The organism is Amycolatopsis sp. NPDC005003 (assembly GCF_053600695.1).
Map to the genome: position 1 here is coordinate 74,256 of NZ_JBSGAI010000017.1, position 19,724 is coordinate 93,979.

The 19,724-nt window shown below is 71.7% G+C and carries 17 protein-coding genes and 1 pseudogene; 12 read left to right on the forward strand and 6 right to left on the reverse strand.

Annotation, left to right across the window (positions count from 1 at the left end; all coding sequences use genetic code 11):
* Positions 1–126 precede the first annotated feature (126 nt).
* On the forward strand, positions 127–660 hold the full coding sequence (locus ACWED2_RS21025) for a snapalysin family zinc-dependent metalloprotease (RefSeq protein ID WP_449692154.1): 534 nt from the start codon (positions 127–129) through the stop codon (positions 658–660).
* Between the two features lie 126 nt (positions 661–786).
* Positions 787–1,491, forward strand: a complete 705-nt coding sequence (locus ACWED2_RS21030; protein ID WP_449692155.1) for a class I SAM-dependent methyltransferase — start codon at positions 787–789, stop codon at positions 1,489–1,491.
* A 3-nt stretch (positions 1,492–1,494) separates the two neighbouring features.
* Here ACWED2_RS21030 and ACWED2_RS21035 read toward each other — a convergent pair whose 3' ends face one another.
* From ACWED2_RS21035 to cysD, 4 genes and pseudogenes are all read right to left on the reverse strand, one after another.
* A complete protein-coding gene (locus tag ACWED2_RS21035; RefSeq protein WP_449692156.1) occupies positions 1,495–1,866 on the reverse strand; it encodes a VOC family protein in 372 nt (123 codons plus the stop codon).
* 38 nt (positions 1,867–1,904) lie between these two features.
* A pseudogene (locus ACWED2_RS21040) lies at positions 1,905–2,797 on the reverse strand (IS982 family transposase).
* Positions 2,798–2,894: 97 nt separating this feature from the next.
* A complete protein-coding gene (gene cysC / locus ACWED2_RS21045; RefSeq protein WP_449692157.1) occupies positions 2,895–4,706 on the reverse strand; it encodes an adenylyl-sulfate kinase in 1,812 nt (603 codons plus the stop codon).
* A complete protein-coding gene (gene cysD / locus ACWED2_RS21050; RefSeq protein ID WP_449692158.1) occupies positions 4,706–5,638 on the reverse strand; it encodes a sulfate adenylyltransferase subunit CysD in 933 nt (310 codons plus the stop codon). The genes cysC and cysD overlap by 1 nt, the downstream gene beginning before the upstream one ends.
* Positions 5,639–5,677: 39 nt before the next feature.
* Between cysD and ACWED2_RS21055 the strand changes: the two genes are divergently transcribed.
* The 4 genes from ACWED2_RS21055 to ACWED2_RS21070 are packed head-to-tail and all read left to right on the forward strand — an operon-like array spanning position 5,678 to position 9,298.
* Complete coding sequence (locus ACWED2_RS21055) at positions 5,678–6,157, forward strand: nuclear transport factor 2 family protein (protein WP_449692159.1); 480 nt, start codon at positions 5,678–5,680, stop codon at positions 6,155–6,157.
* Positions 6,154–7,344, forward strand: coding sequence for a hypothetical protein (locus ACWED2_RS21060; RefSeq protein ID WP_449692160.1), 1,191 nt, complete (start codon positions 6,154–6,156; stop codon positions 7,342–7,344). Before ACWED2_RS21055 ends, ACWED2_RS21060 begins: the two co-directional genes overlap by 4 nt.
* Entirely contained in the window at positions 7,341–8,129 is a 789-nt protein-coding gene (locus ACWED2_RS21065) for an SDR family oxidoreductase (protein WP_449692161.1), read from the forward strand. The genes ACWED2_RS21060 and ACWED2_RS21065 overlap by 4 nt, the downstream gene beginning before the upstream one ends.
* An 8-nt stretch (positions 8,130–8,137) precedes the next feature.
* Positions 8,138–9,298, forward strand: a complete 1,161-nt coding sequence (locus tag ACWED2_RS21070; protein WP_449692162.1) for a sulfotransferase family protein — start codon at positions 8,138–8,140, stop codon at positions 9,296–9,298.
* Positions 9,299–9,330: 32 nt separating this feature from the next.
* Here ACWED2_RS21070 and ACWED2_RS21075 read toward each other — a convergent pair whose 3' ends face one another.
* Positions 9,331–10,545 (reverse strand): glycosyltransferase, encoded by a 1,215-nt coding sequence (locus tag ACWED2_RS21075; RefSeq protein ID WP_449692163.1) that lies wholly within the window; start codon positions 10,543–10,545, stop codon positions 9,331–9,333.
* Positions 10,546–10,583: 38 nt separating this feature from the next.
* On the opposite strand from ACWED2_RS21075, the gene ACWED2_RS21080 reads away from it, so the two are divergent.
* On the forward strand, positions 10,584–11,204 hold the full coding sequence (locus tag ACWED2_RS21080) for a TetR/AcrR family transcriptional regulator (RefSeq protein WP_449692164.1): 621 nt from the start codon (positions 10,584–10,586) through the stop codon (positions 11,202–11,204).
* Between the two features lies 1 nt (position 11,205).
* Here the strand turns inward: ACWED2_RS21080 and ACWED2_RS21085 are convergent, their stop codons facing one another.
* A complete protein-coding gene (locus ACWED2_RS21085; protein ID WP_449692165.1) occupies positions 11,206–12,873 on the reverse strand; it encodes an EAL domain-containing protein in 1,668 nt (555 codons plus the stop codon).
* A gap of 128 nt (positions 12,874–13,001) precedes the next feature.
* Between ACWED2_RS21085 and ACWED2_RS21090 the strand changes: the two genes are divergently transcribed.
* The 5 genes from ACWED2_RS21090 (at position 13,002) to ACWED2_RS21110 (ending at position 19,673) form a co-directional block, all read left to right on the forward strand.
* Positions 13,002–13,349: an ArsR/SmtB family transcription factor gene (locus tag ACWED2_RS21090; RefSeq protein ID WP_449692166.1), complete on the forward strand. Its 348-nt coding sequence runs from the start codon at positions 13,002–13,004 to the stop codon at positions 13,347–13,349.
* On the forward strand, positions 13,346–13,978 hold the full coding sequence (locus ACWED2_RS21095) for an SRPBCC family protein (protein ID WP_449692167.1): 633 nt from the start codon (positions 13,346–13,348) through the stop codon (positions 13,976–13,978). Before ACWED2_RS21090 ends, ACWED2_RS21095 begins: the two co-directional genes overlap by 4 nt.
* 193 nt (positions 13,979–14,171) lie before the next feature.
* Complete coding sequence (locus ACWED2_RS21100) at positions 14,172–15,734, forward strand: deoxyguanosinetriphosphate triphosphohydrolase family protein (RefSeq protein ID WP_449692168.1); 1,563 nt, start codon at positions 14,172–14,174, stop codon at positions 15,732–15,734.
* A 348-nt stretch (positions 15,735–16,082) separates the two neighbouring features.
* Entirely contained in the window at positions 16,083–18,968 is a 2,886-nt protein-coding gene (locus tag ACWED2_RS21105) for a S8 family serine peptidase (RefSeq protein ID WP_449692169.1), read from the forward strand.
* Between the two features lie 57 nt (positions 18,969–19,025).
* A complete protein-coding gene (locus tag ACWED2_RS21110) occupies positions 19,026–19,673 on the forward strand; it encodes an acVLRF1 family peptidyl-tRNA hydrolase (RefSeq protein ID WP_449692170.1) in 648 nt (215 codons plus the stop codon).
* The last annotated feature ends 51 nt before the right edge of the window (positions 19,674–19,724 follow it).

The following is a 19,724-nucleotide window of genomic DNA, read 5'->3' on the forward strand; positions in this document are numbered from 1 at the left end:
CGACGGCAGGGTGCAAGCCTTCCCGCGGGGGAACGACTTTCGGCCGTGGCCGCCCCGGTGGTGGCCTTCTAACCTGATCGCGCGAACCACGGTGAAGTGCTCTCTGAATCGGACGAAGGAGACACGATGAACGGACGCGTGCTCGGCCGGGTGGCCGCCCTGGCCATCGCGGCCCCGCTGGCCCTGGGCTTGTCGACCGCCCCGGCCGCTTCGGCGGCGGCGGTCACGACGCTGTACTACAGCTCCTCGGGCGCGCCGGACTACCTGGCCCAGATCGACCAGGGCGCGGCGAACTGGAACGCGGCGGTCACCGACGTGAAGCTGGTCAAGCGGAGCACGGGCGCGACGATCGTGTTCCACGAGGTGCACAGCGGCGGGTCGTACACGAACACGAACGGCCACGGCCGCGGGCAGATCTACCTGGACACGAGCCAGGTGGCGGAGGGCTACGACCCGACCCGCATCGCGGCGCACGAGCTGGGGCACAACCTCGGGCTGCCGGACCACTACAGCGGGCCGTGCACGGAGCTGATGTCGGGCCACGGCCCGGGAACGGCGTGCAAGAACGCCAAGCCGTCGGCGGCCGAGGCGGCGAAGGTGCAGTCGTTGTGGGTCAACGGGTTGGTGGCCCAGGCGGAAAGCCGCGCGGTGGCTTACTGATCGGTTCTCGGGTGGCCTTCGATCCGGAGGCCACCCTTTGCCGGGTAGCCGTGACCTGCAGCGCCCACATGGCATTGCGACCCGGGCTTCGTGGCACCCTCGTGCCGGTTCGGGCAGCATGGCCGCATGACTGCCGCCTACGACGACTTCGCCGGAGCGTACACGGCCGAGAACGAATCCAGCCTGATGAACGCCTACTACGAGCGGCCCGCCACCCTCGCGCTCGCCGGCGACGTGGCCGGACGCCGGATTCTCGACGCCGGCTGCGGCTCGGGCCCGCTGTTCGCGGCGCTGCGGGAGAAGGGCGCCGTCGTCACCGGGATCGACGAGAGCGCCGGAATGCTGGAGCACGCGAGAACGCGGCTCGGCGAGGACGCGGACCTGCGGGTCGCCGATCTGGCGGACCCGCTGCCGTTCGCCGACGGGGAATTCGACGACGTGGTGGCGTCCCTGGTGCTGCACTACCTGCGCGACTGGGGCCCGGTGCTCGCCGAATTCCGGCGCGTGCTGAAGCCCGGCGGCCGGCTCATCGCCTCGGTCAACCACCCGATGATGGTCAACCTCACGCACCGCCACGAGGGGCCCCGGCCGGACTACTTCGAGGCCTACACCTGGACCGACGAGTTCGAGCTGCACGGCCGCAAGGCGCGGATGACGTTCTGGAACAAGCCGCTGCACGCGATGACCGACGCCTTCACCGCGGCGGGCTTCCGGATCGCGGTGATCAGCGAACCGCACCCGGTGCCGGCCGCGCGGGAGCTGTTCCCCGGCGACTTCGAAATCCTCGACACCTTCCCGAGCTTCCTGTTCTTCGTGGTGGAAGCCGGGTAGGAGTCAGTCGAGGCAGAACTCGTTGCCCTCGATGTCCTGCATGTTCTGGCACGATTCGTTTTCCTCGTCGGCGAGCAGGAGCTGCCCGCGGACCGCGCCGAGCTTCTCCAGCCGCGCACACTCGGCCTCGAGCGCCGCCAGCCGCTCTTCGCCGACGAGCCCGGTGCCGACCCGGACGTCGAGGTGCACGCGGTTCTTGACGACCTTGCCTTCGGGCACGCGCTGGAAGTACAGCCGTGGGCCCACGCCCGTGGGGTCGGCGCAGGCGACTCCGCTGCTGTGGAGTTCGTACCCGAGCACCTCGCACCAGAACCGGGCCACCCGCTCGGGATCCGCGCAGTCGAAGGTGACCTGGACCTGCCTGACCGGCGTCATGAGGCCCACCCTAGATGGTTGATTCCGTGAAGTTGGTGTTAGTGGTCGTAGGCGATGAGTGAGCGTTTGCTGGTCAGGCCGGTGTGGTCCAGTTGTGCCAGATGGCCGCAGCCATGGCCAGCAAGCGCTGCGCGACCCTGGTGAACACCCCTGCCGGGGTGCGTCCGCCGTGGGCTTCGAGGTCGAGCTGGCCTTTGAGGGTCTGGTTGACCGACTCGATCCGCTGACGGATACCACCGAGGTCACCGTTGCGGTAGGTCTCGTCGCGGCGGTCGGGGCGCAGCAGCTTCAGGCCCATCGCCTCGGTCAGCTGCTTGAACTCCTTGCCGGCGAACCCCTTGTCCGCCAACAGAATCTGGCCGTGCCGGATGAGGTGCTGGTTGTCCTCGAGCAGGGCGGCCAGCACCTCGCGTTCACCGAGTTTCGGGTTGGCCAGGCACCACATGACCGGCATCCCGTCACCGGTGCAGACGAGGTAGAGCTTCAGGCCCCAGTACCACCGGGAGTGCGACGCACAGTAGCCGTAGCTGGCGTGCCCGGCCAGGTCGGAACGCTTCACCGTCTCCCGCGACATGCCGCAGGGAACCGCGGTGGCGTCAGTGATCCACAGGTCGTCGAACCACGACGGACAGCTCGCAGCCAGCGTGAGGATCGCCCTGCACAGCAGCGGTTGCGCGGCTTTCAACCGTTTGTGGTAGCCGGACTGGGTCAGCATCGCCGGGAACATCGCGCGCCACCCGGCGTCGGCGTGGATGTGCCGGATCCAGCGCCGCTCGCTGTCGTAGCGTTGCAGCACCTGCGCCACCGCCATTGTGATCAGCTCACTGTCAGTCAGCTCCGGTCGCCGGCCACGGCCAGCACGGGGCGGCACCACGTGGTCGTCGATCAGCACGTAGAGTGCGGTCAGGAGGGTGTTCAGTTCTTTCGTCACGGTTTGATCTTGGACACCCTCCTCCCACGACCGCACGGCGGCTCCCTTCACGTGATCTTCACGGAATCACTCATCTAGGGGGCGTGTGCAACAGAATTCAGCCGAGGTCGTCGAGCAGGGCCTGGATCGCCGCCGCCATCGCCGCCGGGTCGCCGTCGCCCGGGCGCAGCACCAGATCGGGCGACGCAGGGCGCTCGTAGGGAGCGTCGATGCCGGTGAACCCGGTGATCTCCCCGGCGCGCGCCTTCGCGTACATGCCCTTCGGGTCGCGCGCCTCGCACACCTCCAGCGGCGTGTCGACGAACACCTCCACGAACGGCAGCCCGTCGTGGGTGGCGCGAGCCTTGGCGCGGTCCGCCGCGTACGGGCTGATCAGCGACGCGATCGCGACCACGCCCGCGTCCGCGAACAGCCGCGCCACCTCCGCCACCCGCCGGACGTTCTCCGCCCGGTCCTCCGGGCTGAACCCCAGGCCGGCGTTGAGCCCGTGGCGCAGGTTGTCGCCGTCGAGCAGGTACGCCGGGCGGCCCGCCGCGACCAGCCGGCGTTCCAGCTCGACCGCCACCGACGACTTGCCCGACGCCGAGAGCCCGGTGAGCCACACCGTCGCGCCGCGGGTCGGGCGGTCCTCGCGGCGCACCGCCGCCGTGTGCCAGACCACCGGGGAGGCGACCGCGCCGGTGATCATGCCCGCGGCGACCGTGTCGCCGGTGTGCTCGTCGACCAGCAGGAAGCCGCCGGTGGCCCGGTTGCGGCGGTAGGGGTCGAACAGCAGCGGCGAGCGCGTGCGCAGCCGGATGCGGCCGATGTCGTTCAAGGACAGCGCTTCCGCCGTCTCGTCGCGGTGCAGCGTGGTGACGTCGAGGCGGTATTCCAGCCGCTCCACCGTGCCCCGCGTCTCGGTGGTCGTGTGCCGCACCGCGTAGGTCGCGCCCGGTGTCAGGGCGGCGCGCTCGGAGAACCAGCAGACCAGGGCGTCGACCTCGCGGGCCGATTCCGCGCGGTTGCCGGGGCGGCACAGCATGGCCCCGCGACCCAGGTCGAGGTCGTCGGCCAGCTCCACCGCCACCGCCTGCCCGGTGAACGCCTCTTCGAGGGGCTGCCCGCCCGGGCCCCAGACCGCGCGCACCTTCGACGTGAAGCCCGACGGCAGCGCCACGACCTCGTCGCCCGGCTTGAACACCCCGCCGGCGATGGTGCCCGCGTAGCCGCGGAAGTCCGACCGGCGGATCACGTACTGCACCGGGAACCGGGCGTCGATCAGGTTGCGGTCGGAGGCGACGTGCACCTCTTCCAGCTGGTGCAGCAGCGAAGTGCCCTCGTACCACGGCATGCTCGCGCTGCGGTGGACCACGTTGTCGCCGTGCAGCGCCGAGACCGGGACGAACGTCAGGTCGGCGACGTCGAGCTTCATCGCGAACCGGCGGAAGTCCTCGCGGATCTCGTCGAACCGTTCCTGGGACCACTCGACGAGGTCCATCTTGTTCACGCACACCACGAGGTGCCCGATCCCCAGCAGCGAGGCGAGGAACGCGTGCCGCCGCGACTGCTCGAGGACGCCTTTGCGCGCGTCGACCAGGATCAGCGCGAGGTCGGCGGTGGACGCGCCGGTCACCATGTTCCGCGTGTACTGCAGATGCCCCGGCGTGTCCGCGATGATGAACTTCCGCCGCGGCGTGGCGAAGTAGCGGTGGGCGACGTCGATGGTGATGCCCTGCTCGCGCTCGGCGCGCAGGCCGTCGGTGAGCAGCGCGAGGTCCGGGTAATCCTCGCCGCGGTCGCGGCTGGCGCGTTCGACGGCGGCGAGCTGGTCGGTGAAGATCGCCTTCGAATCGAACAGCAGCCGCCCGATCAACGTCGACTTGCCGTCGTCGACGCTCCCGGCGGTGGCGATCCGCAGCAGCTGCATCAGAAGTAACCCTCTCGCTTGCGGTCTTCCATGCCGGCTTCGGAAATCCGGTCGTCGGCGCGGGTGGCGCCGCGCTCGGTGACGCGGGTGGCGGCCACCTCGGCGACCACTTCGGACGGCGTCGTCGCCGAGGACTCGACGCAGCCGGTGCAGGTGGCGTCGCCGACGGTCCGGAAGCGCACGGTCGCCTCGTACGGCGTCTCGCCGTCCACAAGGGACAGGAAGCGGGTGGCCGCCAGCAGCATGCCGTCGCGCTGGACCACCGGGCGCTTGTGCGCGTAGTACAGCGGCGGCAGCGCGATCCGCTCGTCGCGGATGTACTGCCAGATGTCCAGCTCGGTCCAGTTCGACAGCGGGAAGACGCGGATGTGCTCGCCGCGGCGGTGGCGTCCGTTGTAGAGGTTCCACAGCTCCGGGCGCTGCGCCCGCGGGTTCCACTGGCCGTGTTCGTCGCGGAAGCTGAACACGCGCTCCTTCGCCCGGGCCTTCTCCTCGTCGCGGCGGGCGCCGCCGAACACGGCGTCGAAGCCGCCCTCGCGGATCGCCCGCAGCAGCGTCACCGTCTGCAGCCGGTTGCGGCTGGCGCCCGGCCCGGTCTCCTCGACCACGCGGCCGGCGTCGATGTCGTCCTGCACACTGGCGACCTCGAGACGCAGGCCGAGGGCGGCGACGGTCTCGTCGCGGAACCGGATGACCTCGTCGAAGTTGTGGCCGGTGTCGACGTGCAGCACGGGGAAGGGCAGCGGCGCGGGCCAGAACGCCTTCGCGGCGGCGTGCAGCATCACCACCGAGTCCTTGCCGCCGGAGAAGAGCAGGACGGGGCGTTCGAAGGTCGCCGCGACTTCGCGGAAGACGTGCACGGCCTCCGCTTCGAGCGCGGCCAGGTGCGAGAGCTCGTACGAGGTCACGGACACCGGAAAAAAGTAGAACATGTTCTTGTCTTTGGTCAAGCCGTGCGGGACGCTGGTGACATGGACCTGGTCGTACTCGAAGAGATCAAGCGGCTGAAGTACCGGTACCTGCGCGGGGTGGACCTGAAGCTGTGGGACGAGGTGGCCGACACCTTCACCGTCGACGCCACGGCCGACTACGGGACCCGCGCGGTCGGGAGTGAGGGCAAGCAGTTCGAGGGGCGCGACGCCATCGTCGAGTTCCTCACCCAGAGCCTCGGCAACGGCATCATCACCGTGCACCACGCAGCTCAGCCCGAGATCGACGTCGACGGCGACACCGCGACCGGGCGGTGGTCGTTCACCGACAAGGTCATCGTGCCCGACCACCGGATGATCGTCGAAGGTGCCGCGTTCTACGAAGACACCTACCGGCGCGACAGCGACGGCGCCTGGCGGATCTCGCACATCGGGTACGTCCGCACCTACGAGACGCTGACGAGCTTCGACAGCATCCCGGGCTTCAAGCTGATCGCGAACCGCTGGGCTGTCCCGGCATGATCGAGAACGAGTTCTCGTTGACCCGGTCGTTCGCCGACGCCATCGTCGAGGCCGAGAAACTGATCGCCGAAGCGCCGCCGGCGCAGACCGAGCAGGGGCTCCTCGAGGGCTACGACTACCTCGCCGGCAGCATCCGGGCGTCGCTGCAGATGGCCTGGGCCTACCAGCGCGACTTCCCGTACTTCACCGCGTCGACCGGGCCCTACACGAAGATGGGCCTGGACAACCCGGACACGCTGTACTTCAACGCGAACATCCGGGCCGACCGCGAGTACCTGGTCACCGGCGTCCGCGGCACCACCGCCGACCTGAGCTTCCAGGTCCTCAACGGCGACTACTCGCCGGTCGAGGTGCCCGACAGCCTGGCCGCGTTCGACGACCGGGCGATCGAAATCGGCGAAGACGGCCGGTTCGAACTGCGTTTCGGCCCGGCTCGCGACAACCCGCCGCCGAACTACTTCGTCCTCGGCGAGGGCTCGTCGATGCTCGTCGTGCGTGAGGTCTACAGCGACTGGGCCACCGAGCGGCGGGGCGAGATCCGCATCCAGTGCGTCGACACCGCGGGCCAGGCGCCGCCGGTGCCGGACCGGTCCGCGCTGGCCAAGCGCTACGGCGTCACCGGCAAGATCCTGCTCAGCCGGCTCAAGACGTTCCTGGCCTTCCCGAAGTGGTTCTACTACGACCTGCCGGTGAACACGCTGACCGAGCCGCGCTCGACCCCGGGCGGGCTGACGACGCAGTTCTCCTCGGCCGGGCACTACGAGCTCGGCCCCGAAGAGGCGATGATCATCACCGTGCCGCGCTGCGCGGACGCCCCCTACCAGGGCATCCAGCTCGGCAGCCTCTGGTACGTCTCGCTCGACTACATCAACCACCAGACCAGCCTCACCGCCGACCAGGCGCGCGTCGACCCGGACGGCAAGATCCGGTTCGTGGTCGCCGAACGCGACCCCGGCCTGGCGAACTGGCTCGAACTCACCGGCCACGACCGCGGGTACCTGCAGATCCGCTGGCAGCGGCTGGCCCGCGACCTCGGCCCGGACGACGGCCCGGTCGTCGAGGTGGTCAAGACCGACGAACTGCCCGACCGGCTGCCCTGCTACGAGGACGCGCGGGTGACGCCGGAGCAGTGGGCGGCGCGGATCGCGGCCCGGCAGGACGCCGTCGCCGCCCGGATGCTGGGGTGAGCGTGGAGAACGTGTTGCAGGGCAAGGTGGTCGTGGTCTCGGGCATCGGGCCCGGGCTCGGCCGGTCGATCGCCGTGCGCAGCGCGCGGGCGGGCGCGGACGTCGTGCTCGCCGCGCGCACCGAATCCCGGCTGAGCGAGGTCGCGAAGGAGGTGACCGACCTCGGCCGCCGGGCGGTCGCGGTCCGCACCGACATCGACGACGCGGACTCCGCGGCGAACCTGGTGCGCGAGGCGGTCGAGGCGTTCGGCCGGGTGGACACGGTGGTGCACAACGCCTTCGCCGTCCCGCCGTTGACCGATCTGGCCACTGTGGATCTCGACGCGGTCCGCGCGGGGTTCGAGACGGCGGCGATCTCGGTGCTCCGGCTGACCCGGCTGTTCCTGCCCGCGCTCAAGGAGAGCAAGGGTTCGCTGGTGATGATCAATTCGGCGGTGCTGCGGCATTCGCGGCGGACGTTCGGCGCCTACAAGATGGCGAAGTCGGCGCTGCTGTCGCTGTCGCAGAGCCTGGCCAGCGAGCTGGGGCCGGACGGCGTGCGCGTCAACACGGTGGCGCCCGGCTACATCTGGGGCCCGAACCTCCAGTGGTACTTCGCCTACCTGGCCAAGGAACGCGGCATCACGCCGGAGGACGTCTACGCCGAAACCGCGTCCACGATCGACCTGCGCAAACTGCCCGAGCCCGACGAGATCGCCGACGCCGTGGTGTTCCTCGCCTCGCCGATGGCGCGCGCGATCACCGGGCAGTGCCTCGACGTCAACGGCGGCGAGTACCACCACTAGGAGGATCCATGCGCCCCGGCCGGGAAGACGTCGGCACCTTCGACGACCTGCACGCCTCGGCGTCGAAGCTCACCGGGCTCGACGACTTCGGCGCGGACGAGTACGCCGAGGGGCTGCGCGTGCTGCTGGAGTCGTACGAGGCGGAGGAAGAACTGACGCCGTACGGCAACAAGGTGCACCGGGCGTTCCTGCGCGGCGCCTTGGTGGCACGGCTGCTGAGCGAGGCGTCCTGGAAGCAGAACCCGGCGTACGCGGACGTCCGCATCGAGCGGCCGATCTTCGTCACCGGCCTGCCCCGCACCGGCACGACCGCGCTGCACCGGCTGCTCACCGAGGACCCCGCGCACCAGGGGCTCGAAGTGTGGCTCGCCGAGGTCCCGCAGCCGCGGCCGCCGCGGGACTCGTGGGCGGACAACCCGATCTTCCGGGGCATCCAGGCCGGCTACGAACGCCACCACGTCGAGCACCCCGAGTTCATGGGCGTGCACCACATGTCCGCCGATCAGGTGGAGGAGTGCTGGCAGCTGCTGCGCCAGTCGATGCGGTCGGTGTCCTTCGAGTGCCTGGCGAACGTGCCGCGGTACTCGCGCTGGCTGGCCAAGCAGGACTGGACGGACGCCTACGCCCGGCACAAGCGCAACCTGCAGCTGATCGGGCTGCCGGACGCGGGCAAGCGCTGGGTGCTCAAGAACCCGAGTCACCTGTTCGCGCTGGACGCGCTGATGGCGAACTACCCGGACGCGCTGGTGATCCAGACGCACCGGGCCCCGAGCACGATCATGGCGTCGGTGTGCAGCCTGACCGAGAAGGCCGCGGACGGCTGGTCTTCGAAGTTCCGCGGCGAGGTGATCGGCCGCTCGCAGCTCGACCTGTGGTCCCGCGGGGCGGACGAGTTCGGCTGGGCCCGCGCGCGGCACGACCCGGCGCAGTTCTGCGACGTGCGGTACGAGGACTTCGTCGCCGACCCGATCGGCACGGTGTCCATTGTGTACGACCACTTCGGACTGGAGTTCACGCCCGAGGCGCGGGCCGCCATGACGGCGGTGCACGAGGCGAGCCGGACGGGGGAGCGCAAACCGGTGCACCGCTACAGCCTCGCGGACTTCGGCTTGACGGCCGAGGAAGTCGACGAACGCTTCGCGAGCTACCTGGCCGCCCACGGCTCGTGAGTGGTAATTCGGGTTAGAACCCTAATTACCACTCACGACAAGCCGCGGCAGACTCGGCCGGTGATCAGTTTCACGACCTCGGCCATCGTCGGTCCGGCCGCCATTTCCGCGGCCAGCTCCTGCGCCCGGGTGCGGTAGCGCGGTTCGGCCAAGACCCGGTGCACGTCTCCCCGCAGCGTCCGCGGCGAGGCCTTCGCGCGAGCGCGGCCGATCCCGGCCCCCGACCAGGTGACCCGGGCCGCGACCTCGCGCTTGTCCTCGCTCGCCCCGACCACGACCAGCGGCACCCCATAGCGCAGGGCGTGGTTGACCCCGCCGTAGCCGCCGTTGCTGACCATCGCGGCGCAGCGGGGGAGCAGTTCGTCGTAGGGCAGGAAGTCCGCCACCCGGACGTTGTCCGGCAGCGGGCCGGGCCGCAGCCGCCCACCGCAGGTCGTCGCGACGACCAGGACGTCCTCGCCCGCCAGTGCGTCGATCGTCGGCTCGACGAGACGGCCGAGGTCGTCGTTGGCCACCGTCCCCTGGGTCACGTGCACCACCGGGCGGCCGCCGTCCAGGTCCGCCCACCACGGCGGCAGCGGGTGCTCGCTCGCCGCGCTGACCGTCGTCGGCCCGACGAAGTGCAGGGGAGCGCCCGGCCGCGGGTATTCGAAGCCGGGGCAGGTCGTCTGCAGCACGCCGTCACTGCGCAGGGGCCAGTCGGTGAACAGCAGGCCGGGGTCGCCGCCCAGCAGGTCTTTCGCCAGTTCCTGCGCCGGTCCGGTGACCCACGGCGCGAGCGTCCTGAGGATCGCGCCGCGCACGGGGTGCCCGGGCGGGCCGGTCGGGACCGGCGGCATGAAGGGCAGGAAGCCCAGGGTGAGCAGGCGCGGCCGCTGTGGGCGCCGGACCAGGGCCAGCCCGGCCATCATCAGCGGATCGCAGAGCACGACGTCGGCCTGCTGCTCGTCGATGACGCTCAGCTGCGCGGGCATCGCGCGGACGAAGTGGGTCAGGTCGAACCGGGCGAGCTTCAGCCCGCGCAACCCGGCGCGGCCGGGGATCGAGCCGTTCAGGTCCGTCTCGTCGAAGTCGGCCTCGGCGGGCAGGACGGCAACGGTCGCTCCGAGCTTCTCGAACGCCTCCCGGTAGCGCGCGCCGGTGACGACGGCGACCTCGTGACCGGCGGCGACCAGCGCCTCGACGACCGGCTTGGTCGGCCCGACGTGACCGCGGGCGGGCTGCACGCAGACGAGGACGCGAGTCATGGCAGCCCCTTTGATCGATACGCTGTACCATCCAATTGATGACGATACCCGAAGGTCCGCGGCGGCGGTACGAGTCGCCGGTGCGCGAGGCCCGCGCCCGGCGCACCCGGGCCCACGTGGTGGCGACGGCCGCGAAGCTGTTCGCCGCCCGGGGTTACGCGGGCACGAGCATGCGGCAGATCGCGGCGGAGGCGGGGGTGAGCCTGGAGACGGTGACGCAGACGGGCCGCAAACCGCAGCTGCTGCTGGCCGCGTTCCGCGATGGCTTCGCGGGCGACCCGGACGCGATGAACCTGGACGCCGTCGCGGGCCCGGCGGGTCCGGCGGACCTGCCGTCGGTGGTGTCCCGGGTGGCGGCGGGGATGCGCGCGTCACTGCCGATCTGGCGCGCGTTCACGACGGCGGCCGCGGCCGACGCCGAGGTGGCGGCGGTCCGCGCCGAGCTGGCCGTGGTGCGCCGGGCGGACATCGCCGGGCGCTTGACGGCGGCGGGCCTGGCCGGCGGCGAGGCGATCGGACGGCTGGCGGACGCGATCGGGTTGATCATGTCCCACGAGGCCTACGACCACCTGACGGCGGTGTGCGGCTGGGCGCACGAGGAGTACGTGACCTGGGCGGCGAAGGCAGTCCAGGCGCAGCTGACGCTCGACTGGCCGTGAATCAGCCCGCGGCCGCCTGCAGGCCGCGGGTTCCGATGCCGCGCAGCACTTCCACCCGGTCCGAACCCGGGCGGCTCAGCACCCAGCTCGACCCCGGCACCGCCTTCGCGCGCTTCTTCAACGGCGCCAGCAGCCGCGAGACCTCCTGGTACGACCCGATCGCCCCGCTCGCGCAGACCAGCGTCGCCAGCGAGACCGTCACCGGCAGCCCCTCCGCCGTCCACGTCCGGTCCAGCAACACCCCGGCCACCGTGGCGATCTCGTCGACGTCGCACACCACCAGGAAGTCGTCGCCGCCCACGTGGCTCACCCGCATCCGCCGCAGGCCGCCGGCCAGCTCCGTCAGTGCCGCGCCCAGCTCGCGGATCAGGTTGTCGCCCGCCGCGAAACCCGCCGTGTCGTTGATCGTCTTGAACCCGTCGATGTCCAGCCAGGCCGCCACGAACGGCTCGCCGATCGTGATGCGGCGGGCGACGTCGCGGGCGATCGTGTCGCTGCCCGGCAGCCGCGTCAGCGGGTTCAGCGCCGCGGCCGCCTCGACCTTCGCCTCGGCCACCCCGCGGACCACCTCGGTCACCAGCACCACGCCGAGGCAGCGGCCGAGCTCGTCGACCACGACCACGTCGTCGCCCGTGCGGCCCCAGTCGGCGTCGGTGACCAGCTCGAGGAACTCCATCGCGCCCGCGCGCGCCTCGATCGTGTGCGGGGTGTCCGCGAGCCGGGCCGCCGGGCGCTTCGCGTGCAGCGCGTGCCCGTACGGGCCCGTGACCGCCACCAGGAACCGGGTCCGGTCGACCGACCAGCGCGGCCGGTTCAGCTCGTCCACCCCGACCACGCCGCTCGGCGCGTCGGCCGCCGCCAGCACCGCGCGGACTTCGTCGCAGGTCGCCGTCTCCGGCAAGGTCGTCGCCGGGCGGAGGAAGTCGCCGACGCACGGTGCCGGCGCCCCGGTCGAGGGACGGCCGCGGGTGAGCAGGGCCGGCGCGGGACCGGCGGCGGTCGGCGGCGCGAGGAGGTGGCCCTGCGCGATCCGGACGCCCAGGCCGCGGACGGCGTCGAGCTGCGCGCCGGTCTCCACGCCGGTCGCGACGAGCCGGGTGCCGGTGCGGTTCGTGTAGTGCAGCAGCGCCTCGACCACGGCGACCGAAGCCGGGTCGTCCGGCAGCCCGCGCAGCACGGTCCGGTCGAGCTTCACCAGGTCGATCGGCGCCTCGACGAGCAGGCCCAGCGGCAGGTCGCCGCGGCCGAGGCCGTCCAGCGCGATCCGGAAGCCGAGCTCGGTGAGCTCGCGCATCCCGGCGAGCGCGCGGCCGGCGGGCAGCGGGGCGAACGGCGGCCCGATCTCGAGGACGACGTCGCGGGTGCGGCGGCCCGCGTCGCCGAGCTCCTCGAGGAGGTCGTCGTACATGGCCTGCGGCGCGGCCAGGGTGCGGGCGGAGAGGTTGAGGTGCAGGGGCAGCGACGTCGGGTGTTCGGCGTCCTGCCGGACGGCGGCCACGGCGAGCCCGAGGTCGGCTTCGGCGAGCCTGCCGTCGCGGCGGGCCTGGGCGAGCAGCTCGGGGACGGTTCCGCGGCCGGGCATGGCCAGCGCTTCGCGCGCCACGACGCCTCCGGTGTGGAGGCTGTACAGCGGCTGGAAGGCGAAGCGGACCGCGCGTGGCGACTTCACGGCCCCGATCGTCGCGGGTCGCGCGGCGGAGCGGAACCGATGTCGACTGATGTTCACCGGGGGTTACTCACATCGGCCCAACTGTTTCAGTGTTGACTTATATAAGTCAACGCTTGTAGCTTGGCGGGGTGCACGCGTTCGACGTCCTCGGCGATCCGGTCCGCCGCCGGATCCTCGAGCTGCTGGCCGACGGCGAACGGGCCGCCGGCGCGGTGACCGACGTGATCCGGGCCGAGTTCGGCATCTCGCAGCCGGCCGTTTCGCAGCACCTGAAGGTGTTGCGGGACAACGGCTTCGCCGTCGTCCGCCAGGACGGGGCCCGGCGGCTGTACGCGGTCGGTCACGCACCGCTGCAGGACGTCGACGTCTGGCTCGACCGGTTCCGCCGGTACTGGGCGCCACGGCTGGACGCGCTGGCCACCGAAATCGCCCGCGGCAAGCGCGAGCGCCGCTTCGACCAAGGAGAAGGTTCGTGATCGACGTCAGCCACCAGATCAGCGCCGTCCGCCGGACGCTCGGCGACCGGGTGCTCGAGGGGAAGGAAGCCCGCGTCCTGACGATCAGCCAGGTCTACGACACCGACGTCGACGACATGTGGGACGCGGTGACGAACCCCGAGCGCATCCCGCGCTGGTTCCTGCCGGTCAGCGGCGAGCTGAAGGTCGGCGGGAAGTACCAGCTGGAGGGCAACGCGGGCGGCACGGTCGAGCGCTGCGATCCGCCGAAGAGCTTCGCCGCGACCTGGGAGTTCGGCGGCAACGTCAGCTGGATCGAGGTCCGCCTGACGCCGGAGGGGGCGGGCACGCGGTTCGAGCTGGAGCACGTGGCGCACGTCGACGAGCGCTGGGACGAGTTCGGCCCGGGCGCGGTCGGCATCGGCTGGGACTCGGCGCTGGTCGGCCTGGTCCTCCACCTGTCCGCCCCGGGCACGGCCGTCGACCCGGAGGCGGCGATGGCCTGGATGATGTCGCCGGAGGGCATCCGCTTCATGACGGCGTCGAACGACGCCTGGTACGAGGCCGACGTCGCCGCGGGCGCGGACCCGGCCCAGGCCCGCGCGGCGGCGGACCGCACGCTGAAGGCGTACACGACGCCGCCCGAGTGATGCCCGGCGGAACTCGCGTGATCCAAGCCGGAACTCGCGTGATTGAAGCCGGAACTCGCGAGTTACGGCTTCAATCACGCGAATCACGGGCCTGATCACGCGGGATACGTGTTCGAACACCCGAGACCAGAGGGTCGACACGGTGGCGGGCGTCGGCCGCCGTTCAGGTGAACCTGCGGATAAGGTCGGGCGCATGGATCAGGAGACCGACCCGCGGGCCGCGCGGCGCGATCCCGTGGCGAACGTCGGCGGGTTCACCGACCTGGCGACCAGCCCGTTCCGGATCGACCGCGACCGGATCGCCGCGTCGCCGTTCTTCGCGCGGCTCGGCGGCGTGACGCAGGTCGTCAGCGCCGGCGGGGCCGGGCTGCTGCACAACCGGCTCACCCACAGCCTCAAGGTCGCGCAGGTCGCCCGCGCCATCGCCGAGCGCATCACCAGCGGCCCCGACGCCGGCCTGGCCGACAAGCTCGGCGGCTGCGACCCCGACGTCGCCGAAGCCGCCGCGCTCGCCCACGACCTCGGGCACCCGCCGTTCGGGCACCTCGGGGAGCAGACGCTCGACCGGATCGCCCGCCACCGCTTCGGCCTCGCCGACGGCTTCGAAGGCAACGCGCAGACGTTCCGGATCATCACCACCACCGACGTGCGCGGGCCGTCGGCGATCGGGCTGGACCTGACCGCCGCCGTGCGCGCCGCCGTCCTCAAGTACCCGTGGCTGCGGCTGCACCACCCCGCGCCGCACCCCTCGGAGCTGGCCGTTCCCCCGCGCGGCGCGGCCGAGCCGGGCGACCTGCCGGGCACCGGCGCGGCCAAGTTCTCCGCCTACGCCACCGAACTCGACGACTTCGAGCAGGCGCGCGCCGCGTTCGCCGGTCGCGTCGAAGGCTGGCAGCAGACCGTCGAAGCGTCCGTGATGGACACCGCCGACGACATCGCCTACGCCATCCACGACCTGCAGGACTTCCACCGCATCGGCGTCCTGCAGCACGCGCCGGTCGCCGCGGAGCTGGGGGAGTGGCTCGAACACGCGGGGGAGCTGGCGTCGCTGGACGACGAGACACTGCACGCGGACCTGCGCCGCCCGGGCCGGTCGCTGGAACGCCTCCGCCGCCGCATGCACGCCAAGGACGCGTGGATCGTCGACGACGACGCGTTCGCCGCCGCCGTCGCGCGGGTGCGCGCGGAGCTGGTCGACGGGCTGCTGGCCGGGGAGTTCGACGGCTCGATCGAGGCGGAGCAGAGCACGGCGGCGTTCTCGGCGAACTGGACCGCCCGCCTGGTCGACGGCGTGTTCCTGCTGGCCTCGCCGTCCACCCGCACCGGGCACGTCTCGCTGCGGCCCGCCCAGTGGCACGAGGTCCAGGTGCTGAAGTTCGTGCACCGCCGGTTCGTGCTGCTGCGCCCGGACCTGGCGCTGCACCAGCGCGGCCAGGCCGGCGTGGTGACGAGCCTGGTCGACGCGCTCGACGCGTGGCTGCTCGACCGCGACGAGGTGTCCCGGCTGCCACGCCGGCTGCACGACCTGGTCGAGCTGGCGCGGGCCGAGTACGCCGGGCTGGCGCGCTCGGCACCGGAGCTGCTGGTGGGGGCGACGGGCGAGCCGGTGACGGGAGCGGACGCGGTGCGCGGCCTCGCGCGCGGCCGGGCGGTGGTCGACTTCGTGGCTTCGCTGACGGACAAGCAGGCGGTGACCCTGTTGGACGCGCTGTCCGGGCGGGCCGCGCAGCCGTGGTCGGATTCGTTCGTGCTCTGAGCGTCCGGGCGGACGGTAACGAACTTCGCCCGTGGCCCCGCCGGTTACACGGCCCCGCGAGTTGCATGTGGACATCCCACCGGGTGGTCGGGGTGGCGGACGATCATTTGTCCGGCGCGTGTCCGGTGACTGGTTCACCGCTGCGCTGAACGGCCTACATCGTCCGGACCATTCGGGAAATTATCCGTCCTTTGTCACTCGAACGGCTGATGTTTACGGAGAACCCGCGGTACTTGACTGGGTTCAGCCGGTGATCACCGGCGTCGGTCAGCGTGAGTCGGGGCACGCGCCTTGGAGAATCGGAGGGCGCCCGTGCGTCGTACCCGTTCCACGAGATCGAGATCCACTGTGTTCACCGCCGGAGCCGCGGCCCTGCTCGCCGCGCTCGGCCTGGTTTCCCCGCCCGTCGCGGGGGCCGCACCCGCGTCCGGTCCGGACGCGTTCAGTGAAACCGCTCAGCAGCAGATCGCCGCCCTGCAGGCGGTCAAGGCGGGCCGCACCGCCGCCGAGTCCAAAGTGGACAGCAAGCTGCTCGTCGCCACCAAGGGCGTCGCGAAGCAGCTGAACAGTTTGCAGTCTGGGGCCACCGTTTCCGCGGCCGGGACCGTCCTGGTCGACATCCGCGCGAGCAAGGTCTCCCCGGACCTCCTCGCCGGGCTCACCAAGGCCGGGGCCGGCATCCGCGCGGTGTCCGACCGCTACGGCAGCGTCCGCGCCGAAGTGCCGCTCGACAAGGTCGGCGAGATCGCCGGCCGCGACGACGTCAAGCGCGTCGAACAGGCCGACCAGGCGATGACCGCCCGGGAACTGGCCACGCCGGCGACGACGCCGGGCAAGACCGACACCAAGACCGAAACCAAGCAGCAGAAGGCCGATCGCATCGCCGGCGAGCTGCAGAAGGCTGTGGCCGCCAAGTCCCAGCGGAGTGCCGCCGCGCTCGCACCGCTGGTCAGCGAAGGCGACCGCGCCCACAACGCCGACATCGCGCGCCAGCAGTTCGGCGTCACCGGCGTCGGGGTCAAGGCGTGCGCGCTGTCCGACGGCGTCGACTCCCTGGCCGCTTCCCAGGCCCGGGGCGAACTGCCGGACGTCGACGTCATCGCCGGCCAGGAGGGCGACGGCGACGAGGGCACCGCGATGCTCGAGATCATCCACGACCTCGCGCCCCGCGCCGCGCTCGGCTTCGCGTCGGCGTTCAACTCCGACGCCAGCTTCGCGGACAACATCCGCAAGCTGCGCTTCGAGTCGCACTGCGACGTCATCGTCGACGACGTCATCTACTTCAAGGAATCGCCGTTCCAGGACTGGATCATCGCCCAGGCCGTGAACGACGTGACCGCCGACGGCGCGCTGTACTTCTCGTCCGCGGGCAACGAAGGCAACGTCGCCAGCGGCACCGCCGCGCACTGGGAAGGCGACTTCGTCGACTCCGGCAAGTCGGTCGGCAAGTTCGCCGGCGCCGCGCACAACTTCGCCGGCGCGGCGGGCAACCAGATCTACGAGCCGATCTCGAACAATTCCTCGGCCGGCGTGCCGGTGACGCTGCACTGGTCGGACCCGCTCGGCGCGTCCGCGAACGACTACGACCTCTACCTGCTCAACTCCGCGGGCGCGGTCGTCAGCTTCAGCCAGGACGTCCAGACCGGGACCCAGGACCCGTACGAGCGCGTCAACACGCCGACGTTCGGCGGGACCGGGCTGCGCCTGGCCATCGTGAAGTTCTCGGGCCAGAACCGCTACCTGTCGCTTTCGGCGCTGCGCGGCCGGTTCTCCGACTCGGCCGACGGCCTCAAGGCCTACAACACCCCGGGCGTGACGGTCGGCCACTCGGCCGCGCGGGACGCCTTCAGCGTCGCGGCCGCCCCGGCGGCCAAGGCGTTCGGCCGGGCCCTCGAACCGGGCGACCCGGCCAACCCGGCGGGCCCGTACCCGGGCGCGTTCACCGGCGCCACCAAGGCCGAGCGGTTCACCTCCGACGGCCCGCGGCGGGTGTTCTACGAGGCGAACGGCACGCCGATCACCCCGGGCAACGTGTCCTCGACCGGTGGTGAGGTCCGGAACAAGCCGGAGATCACCGCGGCCGACGGCGTGCAGACCAGCGTGACCGGGTTCAACCCGTTCTTCGGCACCTCGGCCGCCGCTCCGCACGCGGCCGCCATCGCCGCGCTCGTGCTGTCCGGCAACCCCGGCCTGCCGCCCGCGGAGGTGCGCGAAGCGCTGATCAACACCGCGATCGACATCGAGACCCCGGGCCGCGACAACTTCACCGGGTCCGGCGTCATCCTCGCGGACAAGGTGCTGGCCTACACCGGCGCCAGCCCGCAGCCCCTCGCGGTGGCCAAGCAGCCGACGGTCACCCCGGCCGACGGCGGCTCGGCGCTCGACCCGGGCGACACCGCCAAGGTGACGCTGCCGGTGACCAACGACGGTGACGGCACCGCGGTGTCCACCAGCGTCGTGCTCACCAGCCCGACCCCGGGCGTCACGGTGGCGCCGCGCTCGAAGTCCTACGGCACCATCAGCCCGGGACAGACCGGCGTCAACGACTTCACCATCACCGTCCCGGCGAGCCAGCAGCTCGGCGCGCCGGTGGTGCTGAACGCCCGTGTCAGCTTCGCGGGGGCGCACTCGCCGACGACGACGTCGTTCTCGCTGCCGGTCGGCACCCCGTCGCCGGTCGCGCAGGACTTCGCCTACGCCGGCGCGCCGGTGGCGATCCCGGACAACAGCCCGGTCGGGGCGTCGGTGACCATCCCGGTCACCGGGGTCGGCCGCGCGTCCAAGGTGTCGTTCTCCGTGGACGGCACCACGTGCAGCACCGACCCGACCTCGACGACGGTGGGGCTGAACCACTCGTACGTCGGTGACCTGGTCGGCACGCTGACCGCGCCTTCGGGTGCGAAGGCCACGGTGTTCCAGCGCAACGGCGGTTCGGGCAAGAACCTGTGCAAGGTCGTCTTCGCCGACAGCGCGGCCACCGCGTTCAGCACGGTGACCTCGGCCAACGCGCCGTTCACCGGCAGCTGGCGGCCGACGCAGGCCCTGACCGGCAACCTCGCCGGCGCGGCCGTCGACGGCACGTGGACGTTCGCCGTGGTCGACGCGGCCGGCGGTGACGACGGGTTCATCCGCTCGGTCGCCCTGCACATCAACGGGTTCGTGCAGCCCACGGCGGCCGGAGCGCCGTCGAACGTCCGGGGCGTGACCAACAACGGCCCGGTGCACCCGCTGTAAGCAGCACCCGATGCGGGGCCGTCGCGATGATCGCGGCGGCCCCGTACCGTTTTCCGGGTGAAGGCACGGGAAGCGGCGGGCGGCGGCCGCACGGTCGAGGTGCCGCCCGAGCGGCTGGCGGGGTTCTTCGCCCGGTTCGCCGAGCGGCACGGCGGGATCACGGCGACTTCGGGCACAGCGCACGAAGTCCGGGTGACCGCGGCCGACGGCAGCTCCGCCGCCGCCACGGTCCGGTTCGGGCCACTCGGCGAACCCTCGGTTGCCGCGCTCGTCGCCCATGCGCTCCTGCCGCGGCGCATCGCCCTGGTGATCGTGCGACGCGGCGGGCACAGCGTCGGGATCGCGCGCGGCGGCCGGATCGAGGTCTCGCGCACCGACCGGCACCTCGTGCAGGGCCGCTCGGCGGCCGGTGGCTGGTCGCAGCAGCGCTTCGCCCGGCGTCGCGCGGGCCAGGCCCGGCACGCGCTCCAGGACGCGGCGAAGGACGTCTTCGAAGTGCTCGTCCCGCGGTTGTCCGAAGTGGACGCCGTGGTGCTCGGCGGCGACCGGCGGGCCCTCGACGAGCTGCGCGACGACCGCCGGCTGGCGCCGCTGTTCGCCCGCGCGGAACCCCGGGTGCTGGACGTCGGCGAACCGAGCCGGGCCGTGCTCGAGGAGGCCGCGGTCCGCGCCCTGTCCGTGCAGGTCACGCTGCGCGACGGGTGAGACCGCACACGTCCGGAAAATCCGGTGGACCGTGGCCCGTACACTGGGTTG

Excerpts from the sequence above, each read along its gene's own strand:
- ACWED2_RS21025 (WP_449692154.1), top strand. The coding sequence starts at position 127 with ATGAACGGACGCGTGCTCGGCCGGGTGGCCGCCCTGGCCATCGCGGCC.
- ACWED2_RS21030 (WP_449692155.1), top strand. The coding sequence starts at position 787 with ATGACTGCCGCCTACGACGACTTCGCCGGAGCGTACACGGCCGAGAAC.
- ACWED2_RS21035 (WP_449692156.1), bottom strand. The coding sequence starts at position 1,866 with ATGACGCCGGTCAGGCAGGTCCAGGTCACCTTCGACTGCGCGGATCCC.
- cysC (WP_449692157.1), bottom strand. The coding sequence starts at position 4,706 with ATGCAGCTGCTGCGGATCGCCACCGCCGGGAGCGTCGACGACGGCAAG.
- cysD (WP_449692158.1), bottom strand. The coding sequence starts at position 5,638 with ATGTTCTACTTTTTTCCGGTGTCCGTGACCTCGTACGAGCTCTCGCAC.
- ACWED2_RS21055 (WP_449692159.1), top strand. The coding sequence starts at position 5,678 with ATGGACCTGGTCGTACTCGAAGAGATCAAGCGGCTGAAGTACCGGTAC.
- ACWED2_RS21060 (WP_449692160.1), top strand. The coding sequence starts at position 6,154 with ATGATCGAGAACGAGTTCTCGTTGACCCGGTCGTTCGCCGACGCCATC.
- ACWED2_RS21070 (WP_449692162.1), top strand. The coding sequence starts at position 8,138 with ATGCGCCCCGGCCGGGAAGACGTCGGCACCTTCGACGACCTGCACGCC.
- ACWED2_RS21075 (WP_449692163.1), bottom strand. The coding sequence starts at position 10,545 with ATGACTCGCGTCCTCGTCTGCGTGCAGCCCGCCCGCGGTCACGTCGGG.
- ACWED2_RS21080 (WP_449692164.1), top strand. The coding sequence starts at position 10,584 with ATGACGATACCCGAAGGTCCGCGGCGGCGGTACGAGTCGCCGGTGCGC.
- ACWED2_RS21100 (WP_449692168.1), top strand. The coding sequence starts at position 14,172 with ATGGATCAGGAGACCGACCCGCGGGCCGCGCGGCGCGATCCCGTGGCG.